The 19,185-nt window shown below is 44.8% G+C and carries 10 protein-coding genes; 1 reads left to right on the top strand and 9 read right to left on the bottom strand.

Features of this window, described 5'->3' with window-relative positions; genetic code table 11:
* Positions 1–25: 25 nt before the first annotated feature.
* Positions 26–1,351 carry a Gfo/Idh/MocA family protein gene (locus tag EO132_RS12260; RefSeq protein WP_127138135.1) on the top strand — a complete coding sequence of 442 codons (1,326 nt, stop codon included), beginning with the start codon at positions 26–28 and terminating at the stop codon, positions 1,349–1,351.
* A 177-nt stretch (positions 1,352–1,528) separates the two neighbouring features.
* Here EO132_RS12260 and EO132_RS12255 read toward each other — a convergent pair whose 3' ends face one another.
* The 9 genes from EO132_RS12255 to EO132_RS12215 all read right to left on the bottom strand — a co-directional run bounded on the left by EO132_RS12255 (position 1,529) and on the right by EO132_RS12215 (position 19,051).
* Complete coding sequence (locus EO132_RS12255; RefSeq protein WP_127138134.1) at positions 1,529–3,157, bottom strand: sulfatase family protein; 1,629 nt, start codon at positions 3,155–3,157, stop codon at positions 1,529–1,531.
* 11 nt (positions 3,158–3,168) lie between these two features.
* On the bottom strand, positions 3,169–5,436 hold the full coding sequence (gene bglX / locus EO132_RS12250) for a beta-glucosidase BglX (RefSeq protein WP_127138133.1): 2,268 nt from the start codon (positions 5,434–5,436) through the stop codon (positions 3,169–3,171).
* 25 nt (positions 5,437–5,461) lie between these two features.
* Entirely contained in the window at positions 5,462–6,265 is an 804-nt protein-coding gene (locus EO132_RS12245; protein WP_127138132.1) for a carboxylesterase family protein, read from the bottom strand.
* Position 6,266: 1 nt separating this feature from the next.
* Positions 6,267–7,646, bottom strand: a complete 1,380-nt coding sequence (locus EO132_RS12240) for a glucoamylase family protein (RefSeq protein ID WP_127138131.1) — start codon at positions 7,644–7,646, stop codon at positions 6,267–6,269.
* Positions 7,639–9,015, bottom strand: coding sequence for a glucoamylase family protein (locus EO132_RS12235; RefSeq protein WP_127138130.1), 1,377 nt, complete (start codon positions 9,013–9,015; stop codon positions 7,639–7,641). The genes EO132_RS12240 and EO132_RS12235 overlap by 8 nt, the downstream gene beginning before the upstream one ends.
* 51 nt (positions 9,016–9,066) lie before the next feature.
* Positions 9,067–11,439, bottom strand: coding sequence for a LamG-like jellyroll fold domain-containing protein (locus EO132_RS12230; protein WP_127138129.1), 2,373 nt, complete (start codon positions 11,437–11,439; stop codon positions 9,067–9,069).
* 23 nt (positions 11,440–11,462) lie between these two features.
* Positions 11,463–13,010, bottom strand: a complete 1,548-nt coding sequence (locus EO132_RS12225; protein ID WP_127138128.1) for a RagB/SusD family nutrient uptake outer membrane protein — start codon at positions 13,008–13,010, stop codon at positions 11,463–11,465.
* 12 nt (positions 13,011–13,022) lie between these two features.
* Positions 13,023–16,061: a SusC/RagA family TonB-linked outer membrane protein gene (locus tag EO132_RS12220; RefSeq protein ID WP_127138127.1), complete on the bottom strand. Its 3,039-nt coding sequence runs from the start codon at positions 16,059–16,061 to the stop codon at positions 13,023–13,025.
* Positions 16,062–16,294: 233 nt separating this feature from the next.
* Positions 16,295–19,051, bottom strand: coding sequence for a helix-turn-helix and ligand-binding sensor domain-containing protein (locus tag EO132_RS12215; protein ID WP_127138126.1), 2,757 nt, complete (start codon positions 19,049–19,051; stop codon positions 16,295–16,297).
* Positions 19,052–19,185: the final 134 nt, after the last annotated feature.

Here is a 19,185-nt window from a genome sequence, read left to right as displayed (position 1 = left end):
ACTGAAATTTTAAAATCACAACACAATGAAAGACCAATCGAATACCAAGTCAAGAAGGAAGTTCATCAAAAACACCTCTTTGGCCTCTGGTGCATTACTGATGCCGAACCTGGGATCCAACCCCATGGCACATATCTTCAACGAGAAAAAACTGAAAATCGCCTTGGTGGGATGCGGCGGACGTGGGACCGGTGCCGCAAACCAGGCTCTTGAAGCCGATGACCATGTGGAATTGGTCGCCATGGCCGACCTGTTCGAAGATCAATTGAACTCGAGCTATGGCCATTTGTACGAAAAGTACAAGGACACCGGCAAAATCAATGTAAAGGAAAAACATAAATATGTTGGTTTTGATGGCTATCGAAAGGCCATTGACCAAGCCGATGTCGTAATCCTTACCACCCCACCGGGATTCAGGCCCTACCATTTCACATACGCCATTGAGAACGACAAACACGTTTTCATGGAAAAGCCTGTGGCAACCGATGCCCCAGGCATCCGCAAAGTGCTTGAAACAGCGAAGTTGGCCGAGCAGAAGAAACTGAACGTGGTGGTCGGGCTCCAACGACATTACCAAGAAAATTACATCAAGGTCAATTCGCTCATCCAAAATGGCAGCTTGGGAAAAATCGTCTCGGGGCAGGTCTATTGGAACAGTGCGGGTGTATGGGTACGCCCACGGAAACCCGGACAGTCCGAGCTTGAATATCAGATGAGGAACTGGTACTACTTTAATTGGATCTGTGGGGACCATATACTGGAACAGCACATCCATAATATCGATGTGGCCAACTGGTACATCGGGGAATATCCCGTTTCCGCCCAAGGTATGGGAGGACGGATGGTCCGAAAAGGGCCCGACCACGGTGAGATCTTTGACCACCATTTCGTCGAGTTCACCTATCCAAGTGGTGCAGTGATATCCAGTCAATGCCGCCATCAACCCAACACGATGTACAGGGTCGGAGAGGCCTTTCAATTGACCAACGGAAGAGTGGACACCAACGATGCAGGGGTGGCGAAAATCCACGATCTATCCGGGAATGAGATCCAAACCGTGAGCAATTCCATGGGGCACAACCCCTATCAAGAGGAACACAATGCGCTTTTTGCCTCCATTCGTAACAAAGGGGTCATCAACGATGCCTTTAATGGGGCCAAGAGCACAATGACAGCGATAATGGGCCGGATGGCGACCTATAGTGGAAAGGTCATTGACTGGGACCAGGCCCTGGCATCCGATCTTCAGCTGATGCCCGAAGAGGTCAACTGGGATTCACCGACACCGACAAGCCCAGATGCCAATGGCAACTACCCTGTACCGATACCGGGGCAGACCAAGGTTCTTTAGGGTTGGGCCCAATGGTTCCTGAACCCATTTAACCAGCGCATAGAATCACATTGCAAAAGGGCGCATCCTCATCCATGGATGCCAACAAAAAGCCGGAAAACATTGATTTTCCGGCTTTCCTTTTTTCGCTTTATTCCTTTTCTCCTCGATTCGTAAGGACAAAAGGAGCCAGTTGGCTTATTGAATAGGTGTTCCTCTTAATTTTTCAAAGGCCTCATACGTTCTATCCACCTTTTCCTTAGGAGTGGTCTCGAACTCTTTGTCAGTTACTTTGTAATACGTCTGCAAACTATCCAATTTTTTGTGCATCAAGGTTATGATATCTTTATATTCTTCATCGTTGATGGCATTGTGCAATTCCTTTGGGTCCTTCTCCAAATCGTAGAACTCCCATTCATCAATATCATCATAAAAGTGGATGAGCTTGTACCTATCCGTTCGAACCCCGTACTGCCGCTTGACCATATGAAATGCTGGAAAGTCGTAATAATGATAATATACCGCATCCTTAAAATCATCTTGGGTGCCTTCCAAGAGACCTCTGAACGATTCCCCTTGCATATGGGCGGCATATTGCTGTCCTCCTGCCAAATCCAAAAAAGTCGGGGCAAAATCCAAGTTCTGCACTAAAGCGTCTATAGTGGTTCCGGGTTCGATTACACCAGGCAATTGCATCAACAATGGCATTTTCATCGATTCCTCGTACATGAATCGTTTATCGAACCAACCGTGCTCACCCAAATAGAAACCTTGGTCGGAGGTATAGACCACCAAGGTGTTCTCGTCCAAACCTGTCTCCTCTAAATAATCCAAAATACGTCCAATCCCCTCATCAACGGATTTGACGGTGGCCAAATATTCATGCAGATACCGCTGTCCCTTCCATTCAGCCAATTCCTTTCCATGTAGATCAGCTTTGTAAAAGGCATTGTTCTTTGGTAGATAGGCCTCATCCCAAACCCTTCGTTGTTCTGGGGTCATACGTTCAAAATCGGTGGTCCAAGGATTATGGGCCAAATCCGTACTACCATATCCATCGCTCATTTTTAGATCGTGCCCTTCATACATATCCTCGTAAATGGTCTGTTGTTGTTCTGCAGCCGCAGTTTGATTCTCAAATTCCGGAAAATAGGTGTCGGGCAATGGAAAAGTGATGGAATCGTAAACGTTCAAATGACGCAAAGCTGGCATCCAATTTCGGTGTGGAGCTTTATGGTGCACCATCAAATAGAAAGGTTTATGACCATCTTCTCGTTGTTGCAACCACTCCAAACTTTTATCGGTGATCAAGTCCGTGGCATATCCTTCGACCACAGTGGTATCTTCGCCTCGAATGAATTCAGGGTTGTAATAATTACCTTGATCATTGAGAATGTCCCAATAATCGAACCCCGTGGGTTCTCCGTGCAAATGCCATTTACCGACAATAGCAGTCTCGTACCCTAGCTTTTTCAAGTGTTTAGGCAAAGTTGGCTGACTGTTGTCAAACCGTTCGCCGTTCATCCGAAACCCATTGATATGGCTATGCTTTCCTGTTAAAATCACGGCTCTACTGGGGCCGCAAATGGAGTTGGTGCAAAAGTTATTCTGAAAAATGGCACCATTCTTGGCAATCCTATCAATATTCGGGGTCGGAGCCAACTTGCCCAATTCATGAGTATAAGCACTGATTGCCTGAAATGCATGGTCATCCGACATAATAAAGATAATGTTTGGAGGACCTTGAGCAACTTCTTCTTTAGACTTCTCTTTTTGCTTACAAGAAACGATTAAGAGCAATACAAGAAGCGTTAATCCAATGCGCATAGTATAATATTTTATTTCAGGGTGAAGGTTTCGGACAACTCGGCATCCGAATTGGTCCCAACATATACTTCAAAGTCACCAGGTTCCGAAACGAATTCGAGTTGTGCATTGTAGAATTTTAAATCGTCTGCCGAAAGGGTAATCGTAACCTCCTTGCTCTCCCCTTTCTTCAACATGACTTTCTGAAAACCTTTCAATTGACGTTTTGGGGGTGTAATGCTTCTGACCACATCCCGCAGGTACAATTGAACCACTTCTTCACCATCATAATTCCCCGTATTGGTAAGGGTTACCGTGGCGGATACTGTTTCACCCTGATTGAACTCCTTCTTGTCCAATTTAAGATTTGAATACTCAAAAGTGGTATAGCTCAACCCATAACCAAATGGCAATAAAGGTGCGTTTGGCGCATCCAAGTAATTCGACCTGAATTTTTGGAACTCCCCGCTTTCAGGAGCAGGTCTACCTGTAACTTTTGCACTGTGATACACTGGGATCTGCCCCACGTTCACAGGCCATGTAGCTGTTAATTTTCCTGATGGGTTGTAATCGCCAAAAACAACATCGGCAATGGCATTTCCTGCTTCCACACCTGGGTGCCATACTTGCAAGATGGACACGGGCATATCAAATTCATCAGGAATGGTCAAGGGTCTACCGCTCATCAAGACCAAGGCCACAGGTTTGCCTGTTGCCACCAATGCCCTGATCAATTTCTTTTGACTCTCCGGTATGGAAATATCGGTACGACTGGAGGATTCTCCGCTCATTTCTGTGGCTTCGCCGACGACTGCCACTACAACATCAGAAGTTTTGGCCAAATCCACCGCTTCTTGGAGCATGGTTTCCGGGGAACGCTCGTCGATTAGGATTCGTTCTCCCAAAGAATTCACATTCTTGGCAAAATCGGCATCATCAGAAATATTGGCTCCTCTTGCATATTGTATTGTTGCTCCAGAAGCCACATTGTTAAACCCTTCCAAAATTGTCACTGCCAGATTAAAATCCCCTGTGGGCGCCCAAGTTCCGAGCATATTTTCCCTGCTATCCGCCAATGGACCGACCAAGGCGATCTTACCTTCCTTGGCCAACGGAAGTATATTGTTATGGTTTTTGAGCAACACGAAGGAACGGGTCGCCAATTTCCGCGACAACGCCCTATTTCCGTCCGTTAAAATATCCTTTTCAGGGCGTTTGGAGTCCAAGTATTTGTAGGGATCATCAAAAAGTCCAGAAATATATTTGGCTTCCAATACCCTTCGGCAAGCATTGGTAATATCTGCTTCGGTAACTTTGCCTTCCTCCAAGGATTTCCTCAATGTGGTCAGAAAGCCTTCGCCCACCATATCCATATCCAATCCTGCTTTCAAAGCTAAGGCCGAAACTGCTTGAAGATCTCCCAATCCGTGAGGAATCATTTCGTTGAGCGATGTATAATCGGATACCACGAAACCATCAAACCCCCATTGGTCACGAAGCACATCGGTCAACAACCATTTGTTTCCTGTTGCAGGTACACCATCCACATCGTTAAAAGAGCTCATCACACTGGCGGCGCCAGCATCAATAGCCGCTTTGTACGGTTGCATGTATTGGTTGAACATTTTGATTTTGCTCATATCCACCGAGTGGTAATCACGGCCTGCCTCAGCCGCCCCGTATAGCGCAAAATGTTTCACACAGGCCAACATGGTATGTGCCGCGGCCAAATCATCGCCTTGATATCCTTTCACCATGGCTTCGGCAACTTTGGAACCAAGGTATGGGTCCTCTCCGGCCCCTTCGGCAATTCGCCCCCAACGTGGGTCACGAGCAATATCGACCATTGGAGAAAAATTCCAGTTGATACCATCTGCCGTAGCCTCCCTGGCTGCCATTTGTGCAGCTTGTTCCACCATGTCCATATCCCAACTGGACGAAAGGCCCAGCGGAATGGGATAAGTGGTCTTGTACCCATGGATGACATCGGAACCAATGAGCAAAGGAATGCCCAATCGACTTGCTTCTACCGCCAATTCCTGGGCTTTTCTTACCCTATCGGGACCGGCAACACCAAAAAGTCCGCCTACTTGCCCTTCTTTGATCTTGGTTCCTACATTTTCACTCACTACCTCACCCGTTGCCACCCCGCCTCCGGGCGTCAACAGATTTAATTGACCAATTTTTTCATCAATGGTCATTTTTTGCAGCAATTCCTCTACTTCTGGAATTTGCTGCTGGGCATTGGCACTTCCCAAAACGAGGGCCAAAATGGCGAAGAGTGATTTTCTATAGTTCATGATCAGGTTGTTTTCTGTATGCTTTTTATTCTGATGTTTCCTGTGCTGTTTTTTTAGTGTGTGCGAACAACCAAGGCAACAAATCGGGTTCTGCGAATGCTGGGTCCCAGCTATTGTGATTGGCAAAATCGTACATCGTGAACTTTGGATGTACCCCTGCTTTCAACAAGGCCGAGACCATTTCCACGGATTTCAATGGATGTACTACATTGTCTCGGGCTCCATGGAACACCCATAATGGCGTGTTTTTGGCGTAAACTGAAACAGATCCCGGCTCTCCACCACCACAGATGGGTACGGCGGCCGCAAACGTGTTCGGTTTTCTACTCAATAATTCAAATGTTCCCATGCCTCCCATGGAAAGTCCCATCAAATAGACTTGATCGTCCTTGGTATAAGGTTCCGCTATGGTGGTCTCGAGCAAATCCATTACCATTTCCAACGGTTTTGTTGGTCCTTCGCTGTAGGTAAAGTCCAAATTGATGGGATAGGAACTTCTATCCACATCCACACTGGCCCAATAACTTTCCCTAGGGCATTGCGGGAAAATAACAACTGCAGGATATCGTTCTTGTAAATAATCGGTAGCGAACAGTTTGCCACCATTCCATAGTTGTTTTTCGTTGTCGTTTCCACGCTCTCCTGCCCCATGAAGAAAAAGTACTACGGGATAGTTTCCGTCCTCTTTAAAATTCTTGGGATACATAATACGATATCGCAAGGTATCGTTCCCATCAATAAGCATTTTGGCTTCGTATTTTGATTGCCATTGTGCAGCGACCAAATTACAAGCCAAGAACAAAAGAAAAAATGATAATTGTTTTGTCATATTAAAATCCAAGTTTGGTCAAACCAGCTTGAACATCTTCGTTACCCATAAACAAGTTCCAAAGCAAACCAGTCCGATAGTTTTCAATCATGATGATCTGCGGTCCCTGGTCTATGGCCAGATATGCTTCTGCTACCCAATCGTATTCTGGGCTGAAGGCATCGTAAAACCCTGCCGGGCCCAACAAATCATCTCTATTTCTATAAAAGTAATGCATTGCATCCAAAGATTCTTCGGGCGCGTAGGGAATAGAACTGATAGCTGCAGTGGGAGATATGACCCCGGTATCGTTGCTGGGACTATGGGCGTTGTATCCGATGCTTCCATCGTTGTTTCGGGAGTAACTCGCCGTTAATCCCCAACAATCTTCACCATAATCTTGATAAAAATCGGGATTGTCCACGCAGTATTCGTAATTGATCATGGTATGGTTGACATTTACATCCCAGTAATCCACATAATCATCGGAAAGATTTCGAGGGTCCAGCCCTAAATAGGAATAGTGTGCCCAGAACAGGGGTCCACCAAACTGTTCAGAGCCATTGTGCCTAACCAAAAGCGGATAACCGTATTGCGTGTTTGCCGATTGGATTCCTCCACCCGAGGCCCAGCCATTGGAATATACTTCTTTTTCTATACCAAATTCCGGCGAGGCCGCGGCCATCACATACGTAATCAATACCTCATTATAGCCCTTTAGTTGAAGGTTGATATCGAAACCATGATTTGGGCTCCAATGCCAGTACAACACATTTTGGTTTTGGGTATACCAATCCCACTCCACTCCTTTCCAAAGCTCATCTGCCTGTTGGGCCAAAGCCTGCTCAGCATCAGAACCATTTTTAAAGTATTCTTTGATGCAAATAAGTCCTTGTGCCAAAAAAGCGGTTTCCACCAAATCCCCTCCATCATCCAAATCACTAAAGGGAATCACAGCCCCTGTGGAACCATTGATCCAATGCGACCATGCTCCGTGAAAGCGATCGGCATTTTCCAAGAAATCCAAGAGGGTCGTCAACCGTTCGAACCCTTCGGTTCTGGAGATATATCCTCTTTCCATTCCGACCAAAATGGCCATGAGGCCAAATCCCGTGCCTCCGGCAGTTACAACGCCTTCACTATTGCCTGGGTCGTTCGGGTGATATCTTTCCCTTGCCCCACCGGAATCGGCATCGGCAAAATCCCAAAAGTATTTAAAGGTGGTTGCCTGGGTCAGGTCCAATAATTCCTCATCCGTAATTGTTGGTTCCTCATCGTCATCATCATCGGAGCCATTACCGGGAAGTTCCGGTGTTGTGGGTACGTAAGTGTAATCGTCCCCTCCCCCGCAGGATGTAATCAGTGCGGCAAAGAAAACTGGATATAATACTTTTTTAATCATTTGTAAGTTCCATGTTCGGGCTTTCAAAACCCAATTTCATCAAGCCATTTTGTACTTCTTCATTGTCCATGAACAATTTCCAGAATAGGCCACTTCGGTAATTTTCTATCATTACAGGAATTGGTCCTTGGTCAATGGCCAAATACCGTGGCAAATACCAATCATCCTCCAAACTAAAGGCATCGTATGGTCCGTATTTACCTATTAAGCTATCCTGTTCGTTATACATGAACCGTAAAAACTGTTTGCTCTCTTCGGGAGTGTAGGGCATTGAGGAAAGTGCAGCTGTTGGGGATATTACGCCCAAATCTTCTCCTGGGCGGTGTCCGGCATAGCCTTTTATGGAGTAGCTGGAGGTCAAGCCCCAACAATCTTCTCCATAGCCTTCATAATCCTTTGGATTGTCCACAGCATATTTATAATGAATCATTGCATGGTTCTGGTTCAGTTTCCAATAATTACCGAACTGATCTTTTAGCCCTTTTGGGTTCAAACCCAAATAGGAATAATGTGCCCAGAACAGGGGTCCTACGGGTGCATCGCTATGCTCATAATGGTTTAGTTCCGTTTCCAGACCGTAGTAGGTGGTGTCCTTTGCAATCTGTCCGTCCAAGGCCCATCCTTTTTCATAAACCGATTTGTCTATGGAGTGTGTTGGGGATGCCGCCGCCAGAATGTACATAATCAAGGCCTCGTTGTAGCCTCCTACGGGAAAGTTCATTTCCCATTGGTATTCGGGACTCCAATGCCAATACAGTACATCTTCGCCATTTTTGGTGTACCAATCCCATTCTACGCCTTCCCAGAGCTCTTGGATTTTTTCCGCCAATTGCTGTTCACGCTCATTTCCATCTTTAAAATAGGCTTGGACCGTTAACAACCCTTGGACCAAAAAGGCCGTCTCCACTAAATCCCCTCCGTTGTCCTTTTTACTGAACGGGGTCACTTTTCCCGATGGTAACAACCAATGCGGCCATGCTCCATGGAAACGATCTGCTTTTTCCAAAAAGTCCACAATACGCTCGTAGCGCTCCAAAGCTTCCTCGCGGGAGATAAAATCCCTTTCCACTCCTACTAAAATGGCCATAAGGCCAAATCCAGAACCTCCTGTGGTTATAATATCCTTGTCGTGGTTAGGATAAATTCCATCCAAATGGATACGCTCTCTGGCCAATCCTGAAACTGGTTCCGCCCCATCCCAAAAATAGTTGAAGGTTTGGTACTGCACGGAGTCCAATAGAGCCTTGTCGGCATTGGCCAAGCTATCCGTATTTATTTCCGATGTTTTTTTTGCCTCTTCCTTAGTTTTTTGGCCATTGCACCCTATAAGTAGCGCGGCAATGGCCAATGGCAACATAATTAACCTCATATAAACTAAACTAACTAACTCAAATATTGTGAAGTGTTCATTAAAAACACCTTAATTGTTCATGATTTCTTGAATCTCCTCTTGGGTCAATGTCCTATCAAATAAGTATAGGTCATCGATATAACTTAAATCGGACAGGTGGTTCCAACCAATAAAGTTAGGTGCTCCTGAACCTATTGATAGGATGGAACAGTTTTCCCAGCTTATGGTCTTTCCATCCATATCGCCGGTATTGACCACCGGCTCGCCGTTCAAGTATATAAGTGTTTGGGTTTCCGTTACCGTAAACGCCACGTGTACCCACTCATCTACAGTGGCATCGATAACATCCCCATCGTTCCAGACGTCTCCAGCATCGGTACCCAAATGTAATTTGATACGCTGCTCATCGGCGGTACCTTCCCTAATAAGCCTAAAGCCTGCAGAAAGGTCGTTGTCCGTACCGTTCATTGGTGGACTTACCGTTAAAATACCAGCTCTGTCCGGGTCAGCATTGACCTTGTACCAAAAAGCTCCACTGAATTGATTGTTGAATAATCCATCAATCGGGAAAGTGAGATACGAATCCGTAGCACCAGCATAGGCATCGCTGCCTACAGCGCTTTCGCCTGCAAAACCGGGAGCACCTACAACGGTAGCCTCTGCACCAGAGTTATCATCTACATTGGACCCTTCAAAAGGCATATACAATGTGGAACCATAGTTCTGTGGCGTAACCTCTCCGCCGTAAACTTCAGCCACTTCTTCAGGAGAAAGCGATTTGCTATAGAATCTCAGGTCATCGATAATACTGTTGTCGGAAGCATGCCCCCAATAGTCAAAGGTCGGTCCACCTGCACCAATGGTAAAGGTATCACAGCCCGTCCAATCGATCGGTGCCGACATGGCGGACGACAGAACTTCTGCTCCATTGAAATAGATAACATTTTCACTATTTGATATCGTAAAAGTGATATGGACCCATTCGCCTGCATTTACATCGATTACATCACCATCATTCCAACTTTCTCCGGCTCCTGTTCCAACGTTGAGTTTGATGCGCTGTTCGTCTGCACTTCCTTCCCGGAACAATCGGAATCCTTGGAAGCGATCGGCGGCATCATCACCTATGGTGATAATACCCGCCCTATCTGGGCTAGCATCGACTTTGTACCAGAAGGAACCACTGAACTCGGAAGTCATCAATCCTTCTGCTGGATAATTGATATAGGAATCCGCAGCCCCTAAATAAGCCTGATCTCCTACTTGACTTTCATCGGTAAAGCTTGGTGAACCTACTTGGGTTGCCGCTTTACTTCCTATCAAATCAATATAATCCCCATCAAAAGGCATGTAGAAAGATTCTCCATCATATTGAGGAATGTATGGATTGGCGGCATTCATCATGATTTGAACATCGCTCTGCGTCAACGCCTTATCAAAAATTCGGAGTTCGTCCATTGGACTGGCATCGTAGCCATGGTCCCAATAATCAAAGGTTGGACCTCCAGCACCAATATGCAGTTCTTCACACCCCGTCCAATCAATAGGTGCGGGTAAATCTGCGCTCAACATTTCAACCCCATTGAAGTAAATGGTACTCTGGGTCTGGGATATGGAAACTGCAACGTGAACCCACTCACCGGCGGTCACATCAATAACTCCACCATCATTCCAGCTTTCTGCTGCACCAGTACCTACATTTAATTTGATTCGCTGTTCATCGGCATTACCTTCTCGGAACAAACGGAATCCTTGGTTTCTGTCATCAGCATCGTCGCCCACTACCAAAATTCCCGCTCTATCCGGTGTTGGATTTACTTTGTACCAAAATGCTGCACTAAATTCACTGTTTTTCAAACCATCCATGGGGAAAGTGAGGTATGAATCTGCTGCTCCTTGGAAGGCATCGGCTCCCAAAAAGGCATCACCAGCAAAACCTGGATTACCGACTTCTCCGGCTTCTTGGAAACTGATAAAGTCCATATAATCTGCATTGAAGGGCATGTAAAGAACTTCCCCATCAAATTGTGCGCTATAGGGCGCCAGTTTGGCAAAGTTGACCTCCTCGGTCGTAGTTTTGCCCTCGATATCCGTTGCAGCTACGGTAACTGTGTGATCGCCGTTCCCCAATCCTTCGTAAGTCACTTCCTCCAATACAATCCTGTAATCCTTAAAGGAGTTGAACGTGGCTATTTGCGACCCATCCATGGATACAGCAACATTCGATACTTCTATATCATCAGTGACCTCAAAAGTGATATCAATTGAAGTTTCTTCTTCAAAAGGCATCAATTCCACTCCTTCGGTTGGGTAAGTTATCGTAACCTGGGGCGCTGTTTCATCCACCCCGGCATCCACTGCCGTGATGGGATCGATACCCTCGTTACATGAAACCACCAGTAGCCCCAGCAGCATCAATATGGATTTAACTATATGTTTCATCTTTGTAGTTTATTTAGTTAGTGTTAGTCATCGCTACTACCGCCACCCAAGGTTGGGAGTGCATCCACTTGTGCTTGTGGATATGGCAATAGTTCTTTGTCTGCAGTAAAGGTTCGTCCGTCATAGCTCAGTTCGGAATAATTGTCCAAGCGAATCATGTCGTAATAGCGGATTCCCCATTCCATGCCCAATTCGGCAAACTTCTCGTCCATCACATCATCAGAGGAAACTCCAGATATGGATGGCATTCCAGCTCTGCTGCGAACAAGGTTTACCGCCTGGTCTGCCGTCATTCCGGAACCACTGGCTCCACGAGTCAGCGCTTCGGCATACATCAACAGTATTTCTGCGTAGCGCATTACAATCATGTTCTTGCCTCCACCATAGTTATTTCGCTGATCTGTAAGTTGAACGGATGGCAAATAGTGTTTACCACTGGCAAACAATGCTCTAGCGTAGTCATTGATCACATCACCTTCTCGTGTAGTATTGTTAACGAATGAAGGAAGCGTTGCATAATTCGGGTCTGCTTGTAATTCTGTAATTCCCCGGTCCGTCCAAAGTACACTGGTTTCCAAACGTACGGATTCGTCTCTATCCAACATGAACTTGATGAACTTCATGCTTGGCTCATAAAAGCCCCAACCGTCAGAGGCATTCTCCCTGGCCGGTGTCCATCCTTGTGGACCAAACGGAGCGTATAAGTGATAAAAGGTATCTCCCGTACTTGAACCATAATCGGAAAACTGCAGTTCGAACAAACTCTCGTCGCTTAACTCCCCTGGTTTTTTGAACAGACTGTAAAAGTCCGGGTACAATGAGAATTTATTGGAGTTGATGATCTCAGCACAGGCATCCGCCATGCCTTGATAATCCTCCATTTCCATGTGGGCCATCGCTTTGAGTGCATATGCAGTGTAGCGAGTAACTCCGCCTGGGATATCGGTCCTTTCGTTTGGTCTCAAATTGGGCAACAATGGAATGGCTTCATCCATTTGATCGGAGATATATTGCATGATTTCCTGCTTGGTAGCGGTCCCATTGGCTATCTCGGCATCAGGTTGGGTGGATTCAATGATGAACACATCGCTCCAAACCCTAGCCAGGTTAAAATGCAACCATGCCCTCATTACCTTGATTTCAGCAATGTATTGGTCCGCTGTTGCCTTTCCGCTTTCATCTGCGAAATCCTTGAAATTCTCGATCAATTCAATCTCGGTATTCAGTTGTACAATGTCTCCATAGTGTACGTTCCACAAAGAGTTGTACATCCAGTATCCTTGGGCGTATACATAATTATCGGTATCAGCAAAGGGTTGTTGGTCGCCCAAACCACCTGCATTTACATCATCGCCACGAACGGAAAGCAGCAATGGCTCTTCCCATCCCCTTGTGGCAATCACATAGTAGGAACCGATCAATGCCTGAACCATATCCTCGGTCGCCGAATAATCCAGGTCATCAGCATTGAGCTGTCCTTCGATATCTTCAAACTTGTCTGAGCATGATTGGATAGCCAGTATCGCAACCAGGACAAATACTATTCGATATAATAGGTTACTATTCTTCATCTCAATTTTCTTTTATAGTTTAACATTAACACCTATGGTGTAAATCGATGGAACAGGATATGTCTGACGATCCACTCCATCAGAAACTTCTGGATTAAATCCATTGTAGCTGAAAACGGTCAACGGTCTTTCTGCAGTCAATGTGAATTTAAAGTCAGGCATATTGCCTTTGAGTTTATCACCTCGAAGTGTGTAAGCCAGCTGAATGTTCTGTATTCTGAAGAAATCACCATCCTCCACCCAAAAATTACTCAATCTTTGGTTCCAGCTATCTCGTAGTCCTGCCGATGAAGGATACGTATTGCTCGTACCTTCTCCATGCCAACGGTTCTTGGCCAGATCGGCATCCATATTGGTGTCGTTGGTAAAGATGACCTCACCTCGTTTTCTGTTCAATATCTTGTTGCCCGTTTGCCCATAAAAGTTCATGGAAAAACCGAAGTCTTTATAATTCAATCCAATGTTACCACCATAAGTGAACTTGGGAAGGAAAGACCCCAACACCATTCTGTCTTGATCCGTAATGGCCCCATCTCCATCCCTATCATTGAATATGAGATATCCAGGTTGAATATTCTGACCTTCTGCAATAGCACTTTGCGCAACGGGATCGGCATCGATCTGTGCTTGGTTTTGATAAACTCCTGTGGTCTCGTAACCGTAAAACGCATAGAGTGGCTCCCCTACCATAGTTCGCTGTCTGAACTCCGCAGAACCTGAATCAATATAACCACTTTCGTCCTCGATCTCTATGGCCTCATTTTTTACAGTAGTAAAGTTGGCTCCGACCGTATAGGTAAAGTCAGGCGAAATTTCATCGCTCCAGTTCAAGGCCACCTCAATACCAGAGTTACGTATTACCCCTGAGTTTCTCGACACTGTTTGGTTGGCGATTGGGATATACACGGGCATAATGGCATCCTTGGTGTCCCTGATATAGTAATCGGACTCCACAGACAAGCGATTGTTCAAAATATTCATGTTGAATCCAAAGTCCAACTCTTCCACCACTTCCCATGTAAGATCGGTAAAAGTACTGGTTGCGGTAATCCCTGTATAAGGAACATCCCCTAAATCCACAGTTTGATTGGAAATGGTATTTGCCCCGGAGCTTGCCGGCACGTTATCGTTACCCAAACGTCCCCAAGCAGCTCTTAGTTTCAAAAAGTCAAAGAAACCTAAATTTTCCATAAAGGGTTCTTGCGATACGACCCAACCGGCACCAATGGATGGGAAATAACCCCATTGTTCTTTGGTAAATTTGGAAGACCTATCAGCCCTAAATGTCCCCGATAAAAGGTATCTATTTTTAAAGTTATAGGATACCCTTCCAAAATAAGATTGTCCGTAAATCCTACGATTGTTTTCCTCCACATTATTATTAAATGACAAGGGATCAGCAAAATTTAGATACCAAGAGGTTTCATAATTGATACCTGCTATGTCACTACCTGTTGCCTGAAACTGATTGGAGGCTTCATCCCTAAAGGACGTCCCTGCCATTATGGTTACATTGTGATCTTCGGCATAGGTATCCGTATAGGTAAGCAAGTTGTCCCATATTTGGTTGTAGTAGTTGTTCTGACGACGATTAATGGAAGATATCCGCTGATCTCCAAAGCCCATATTGTACGGTAGGTTCACGTAGCGCTCTTCCAAAGCAGAAAAGTCAATATTATAGGTTGTCTTGAAAGTCAGTTTATCCTTGATAATATCTGTTTCCAAGTAAATGTTGGCCAATAGCTTACGAATCTTCAACCTGTTATCGTTGTAATCCATATCTGGAAAAGGGTTCTGGGTTCCCCTGTATCCAAGCGCTTGTGCATTGGCATAGCGCGTTGGTGTCGCCTCTGTATTCAAATCATCAAAAACAGGAAGAATGGGAACAGCAAAATATGCTTTGAACCAAGCTGAGTTTTCCGGTGTTTGCTGTGTGGCGTTACTAAATACGGTATTTACCCCCATTCTAAGGTTATCCATAACGTCCACATCCAGTTTTGAACGGATATTGAATCGTTCATAGTCGTTTTTCATATCCAACAGACCTTCTTGTGAGAAGTAGTTGGTTCCCAAGGAATACGACACATTGTCGGTTCCCCCGGTAACACTTATACTGTGGTTTTGGATAAGTCCATCACGGATGATCTCATCGTACCAATCCGTGTTTACATCAGGTACGTTGGGATTGATTCTACTTCTTCCGTAACGCTGCATTGCGTCGAGGATAAACTGAACGTCAGCATCTGAACCAGATTCAACCGCCATGGTCACGAATTGTTCGGCATTGGCCATCTGTAAAACATTCTGGGCCCGTTGCACCCCTGTATATCCATTATATTCAATGGTGGGTTTTCTGTTTTTACTACCTGACTTGGTCTCAATGATTACTACACCGTTCGCAGCCCTTACCCCATAAATTGCGGAGGAAGATGCATCCTTCAACACGTTCATCGACTTAATGTCGTTGGGGTTCAAAAAGTCAATGTTACTGTAGAACATTCCATCCACCACATACAAAAGACTGGTTGCATCCGAATACGTACCTAGACCACGAATCCTAACAGTCGGTGATGCTCCTGGAGACCCCGGTGTCACAATTTGGACACCAGCAACCTTACCTTGTAAAGCTTGAACTGGGTTTGCAGATGGGGTCTTTTCAATCTGCTCGGCATCAACCGTGACAATGGACCCTGTTAAATCCGCCTTCTTCTGTGTACCATAACCAACAACCACTACCTCATCCAAGGCTTGGGTATCTTCCTGCATGGTAAGATCAACCGTAGTCCTACTATTAATAGGTACGGTTTGCGTTGTAAATCCGACGTAACTGAACATCAAGGTTCCGTCACTCGGAACGTTTTCCAAACGATAGTTTCCATCAAAATCCGTTTGGGTTCCTGTAGTAGTGCCCTGAAGCACTACGCTTGCCCCCGGCAACGGTTGTCCTAGATCATCCAAGACCGTTCCCGAAATCGTTATATTGTTTTGTGCCAAAAGTACAGCCTGAAACAACAAAAACGAGATTAGCAAAAGTTTGCTTTTAATTTTCATAATTGTGCAAAAATAGAGTTAGATTTTTACTAAATTAATAAAGACCAAGGGGTTTAAGAGCTAGGTGGGATACATAAAAAATACATCATCAAAGCAATCGCTGAAAGCCCTTATTTCGCAACGTTTGCAGTAGTCTACACTTGTTTTGATGTAAAAATAATTAACATAGTGATGTAGTATTGATGTAGTGTCAAAATAAGCTTTAGACACTCTTTAACCCCCTTTTCTCCTTCTTAAAAGGTAATCAGGAAATTGGAAAGATTTTCGGAACTGTCCATATCCAGTTTCTTGCGAAGTCGGTATCGATGTATTTCCACCCCCCTGATGGTTATCCCCATGAGCGGGGCTATTTCCTTGGTGGAGAGGTTCATCTTTAGATAAGCGCACAACTTTAAATCCTTTGGGGTCAAAGAGGGATAGGATTTGAGCAATCTTTCAAAGAAATCTTCGTGCAGTTCTTTAAAGTTGACTTCAAAACGCTTCCAATCTTCCGTATCCTCAATGGAATTGTTGAGTTTTTTAACAAATGACCGGTAGCGCTGGGAATTGGAGAATTTATCCTTGTTCATGACCAACATGTTCTTCAGTTCGAGGATCATTTCGTTTTTCCTGGCAATGTTCAAGGTGGTACTGGCCAGTTCATTTTGCTTGAGCCTGACTTCCTTGGCCAATTCCTCTTTTTCGAGTTTTGCCATGCGCTCTTGCTGCTCGTGCCTCATGCGTTCTTCCAATTCCCTATGCTTTCTATCCAGTTTCTTTCTATTGAACCTTCGCACCAAATAAACGGCCAACAAGGCCAAGGCCGCATAGATAAACAAACTCCACCAAGAAAAATACCACGGTGGTGCTATTTGAAAGTTCAGGGTATTGAAATCAGAGACCGTGTTTCCCATTCCCACAGTGGCAACTTTGAGGGTGTATGATCCATAGGGCAGGTTTTGAAAATTGATGAAGCCGTTTTCCGAGTATTGGGAATATTCTTTGGGTCCCTCCAACTCGTAATAGTAATTGGGCGATATATACTCTGGGGAAGCTATCTCTACGGTAATGGACTGGGAATACCGGAATGGGATTTCCAAGGCACCCTGCCTTACCGATCGTTTTACTTTTTGATTCTGCACTACCACAAAGTCGGGTATCGGAATCTCTTGCGCTTCGGAAATACTTTTCAAGCCTGCATCATTGATCTTGGCAAAACCGTCCGTTAATGTGATATAGGATATGCTATCGTTAACCTTGACCACATTCTGCGAGTCAGGGGCCAAACGCTCTCGCATTGGTAGATCGGTTATCATAAGGCTATCCCCCCTCAAGTTGGTATGAATAATGGCTTTTTGTTCCTCATCATCCACAAACCAAAAGTACCTTTCATCAAAGAACAACAATTCCTTGTTGCGATAGTCCTTGAACTCTTCAAAGGCTTCGATTCGATCCCCTATAGGATTATAGCTATACCAATTACCCTCACTGTTCAACACGATTTTATTCTTGATGTTGTAGAGTTGTACATTGTATTCACTCGGAGCACCTTCATGTTCAAATGATTGGATTTCATCCAGTTTATCGTACGTTCCTGATTCAAAATGAATTCTGGAAAACCCTTTGTATGGATGCGCAACCCAAAGCATGTCAGGAGTTTCAAAGCACAATTGCTTCACGGGCGCCCCAAACCCTTCAATTCGTTTTACATCCCATGCACCATTGTCCAACTTTTGGAATTTGACCAGTCCATTGTAGGTTCCTTGGACATAAGTTGATTTTTGGTCGGGAATCTTTATGATTTGATAACCTCCTGCCACTGGACTCAAAAGCTCAAAATTGTCCTTGTTGACTTTATAGGTGCCCGTATTGTGGCCACAAAGGAGATCATCCTCAATGACTTCCAAATCCCATACGTGACCTTGCGACCCTTCCACAAACCTCAGTTCATTGCCCTCAAAATAGAACACCCCGGTATTGCTTCCCAAAAACAAAGTATTATTGAACCAGGCAATATCATAAACCATTCCCAAAGTTCCTGTATAATCCGTATAGTAGGATATTGGATTGTTAAGTCGAACGCGCGCGATTCCGTTGTCCAGACCCAACCATAACTGATTGTTGACGAATAATGAAGAAAGCACTGTATTATTTTGAAGTCCGGACTCCCTGTTCAGTATTCGGTAGCTTTTTGAAGCCGGGTCATAGAGATACATCCCATTTTTTATGGTTCCAAATCCCAATAGTCCTTGCCCCAAAACAGTTATCTTGTTCAATTGATGTTCCTTTAATGCGTTGTTCACTGGTGCAGACCATGGCGAAAGCGTTTGCCCATCATACAAAAAACAACCATGCAGTTTAGTGCCTATCAATAGAACACCATCAAAAATGGCCATATCATTGACGGTTTTTCCCAAAAGCAGGTCTTGATCCGGTAAACGGACCAAGTCTTGGTCTTTTACTTCAAATAAACCCACTGAACCTCCTGCAACAATCAAACGATCTTGGAACTCTATAAAATCGGAGACCACATCGGGCGGATCCACTACAACGATCTCATCATCGGCATAAGCATATATCGCAGAAAAAGACCGGAATAAAACCTTCCCGTCTTTTGATGGAAAAATCTCCCAGAATTCTTCACTGGTAAAGGTGTGGTCTTTGATTAAATGGGTTAGAGAGGTATAGCCCAACTCCCCAAACTCGTTTTTGGTCCAATACCCAAATTCTTCATAAGATCCCGTATAAATTCTATTACCTATACTCTCCACAGAACGGATAATGGTATTGTTGGGCAACTTGTTCAGGGTCCACTTCTCCCCGTTATAGTGAAGCAAACCTTTATTATTGGCCACAAAAAGTTCTCCGCTCGCATTAACGGAAGCATCCCAGTTTTTACTGCCCCCATTATAGTCCAGCAATTGATAGTTTTGTATTGGAGGTGCCAATTGCTGCCCCATTACCGATAAAAAGGTAAAGTAACAAACAAAGGAAAATAGCCTAAGTAACATACCGTATTGTTTGGGTCACAAAGATCTTTCGATTCATTGAATATACAAAACCCCGGTTAAAATGTAGTTTACTTTGGCCCAGTCACAAGTTATTAGGGTTCGAGGTTGCCGTTATACTCAAGAAATTATTCTCT

The organism is Flagellimonas oceanensis (genome assembly GCF_003992595.1).
Lineage (GTDB): Bacteria > Bacteroidota > Bacteroidia > Flavobacteriales > Flavobacteriaceae > Flagellimonas > Flagellimonas oceanensis.
Note: the sequence above shows the minus strand (reverse complement) of the source record. Positions and strands in the feature narration are given on the sequence as shown.

What these genes read in the sequence shown, in the direction of transcription:
- EO132_RS12230 (WP_127138129.1), bottom strand. Translation starts at nt 11,439, where the DNA reads ATGAAACATATAGTTAAATCCATATTGATGCTGCTGGGGCTACTGGTG.
- EO132_RS12245 (WP_127138132.1), bottom strand. Translation starts at nt 6,265, where the DNA reads ATGACAAAACAATTATCATTTTTTCTTTTGTTCTTGGCTTGTAATTTG.
- bglX (WP_127138133.1), bottom strand. Translation starts at nt 5,436, where the DNA reads ATGAACTATAGAAAATCACTCTTCGCCATTTTGGCCCTCGTTTTGGGA.
- EO132_RS12225 (WP_127138128.1), bottom strand. Translation starts at nt 13,010, where the DNA reads ATGAAGAATAGTAACCTATTATATCGAATAGTATTTGTCCTGGTTGCG.
- EO132_RS12260 (WP_127138135.1), top strand. Translation starts at nt 26, where the DNA reads ATGAAAGACCAATCGAATACCAAGTCAAGAAGGAAGTTCATCAAAAAC.
- EO132_RS12215 (WP_127138126.1), bottom strand. Translation starts at nt 19,051, where the DNA reads ATGTTACTTAGGCTATTTTCCTTTGTTTGTTACTTTACCTTTTTATCG.
- EO132_RS12220 (WP_127138127.1), bottom strand. Translation starts at nt 16,061, where the DNA reads ATGAAAATTAAAAGCAAACTTTTGCTAATCTCGTTTTTGTTGTTTCAG.
- EO132_RS12235 (WP_127138130.1), bottom strand. Translation starts at nt 9,015, where the DNA reads ATGAGGTTAATTATGTTGCCATTGGCCATTGCCGCGCTACTTATAGGG.
- EO132_RS12255 (WP_127138134.1), bottom strand. Translation starts at nt 3,157, where the DNA reads ATGCGCATTGGATTAACGCTTCTTGTATTGCTCTTAATCGTTTCTTGT.
- EO132_RS12240 (WP_127138131.1), bottom strand. Translation starts at nt 7,646, where the DNA reads ATGATTAAAAAAGTATTATATCCAGTTTTCTTTGCCGCACTGATTACA.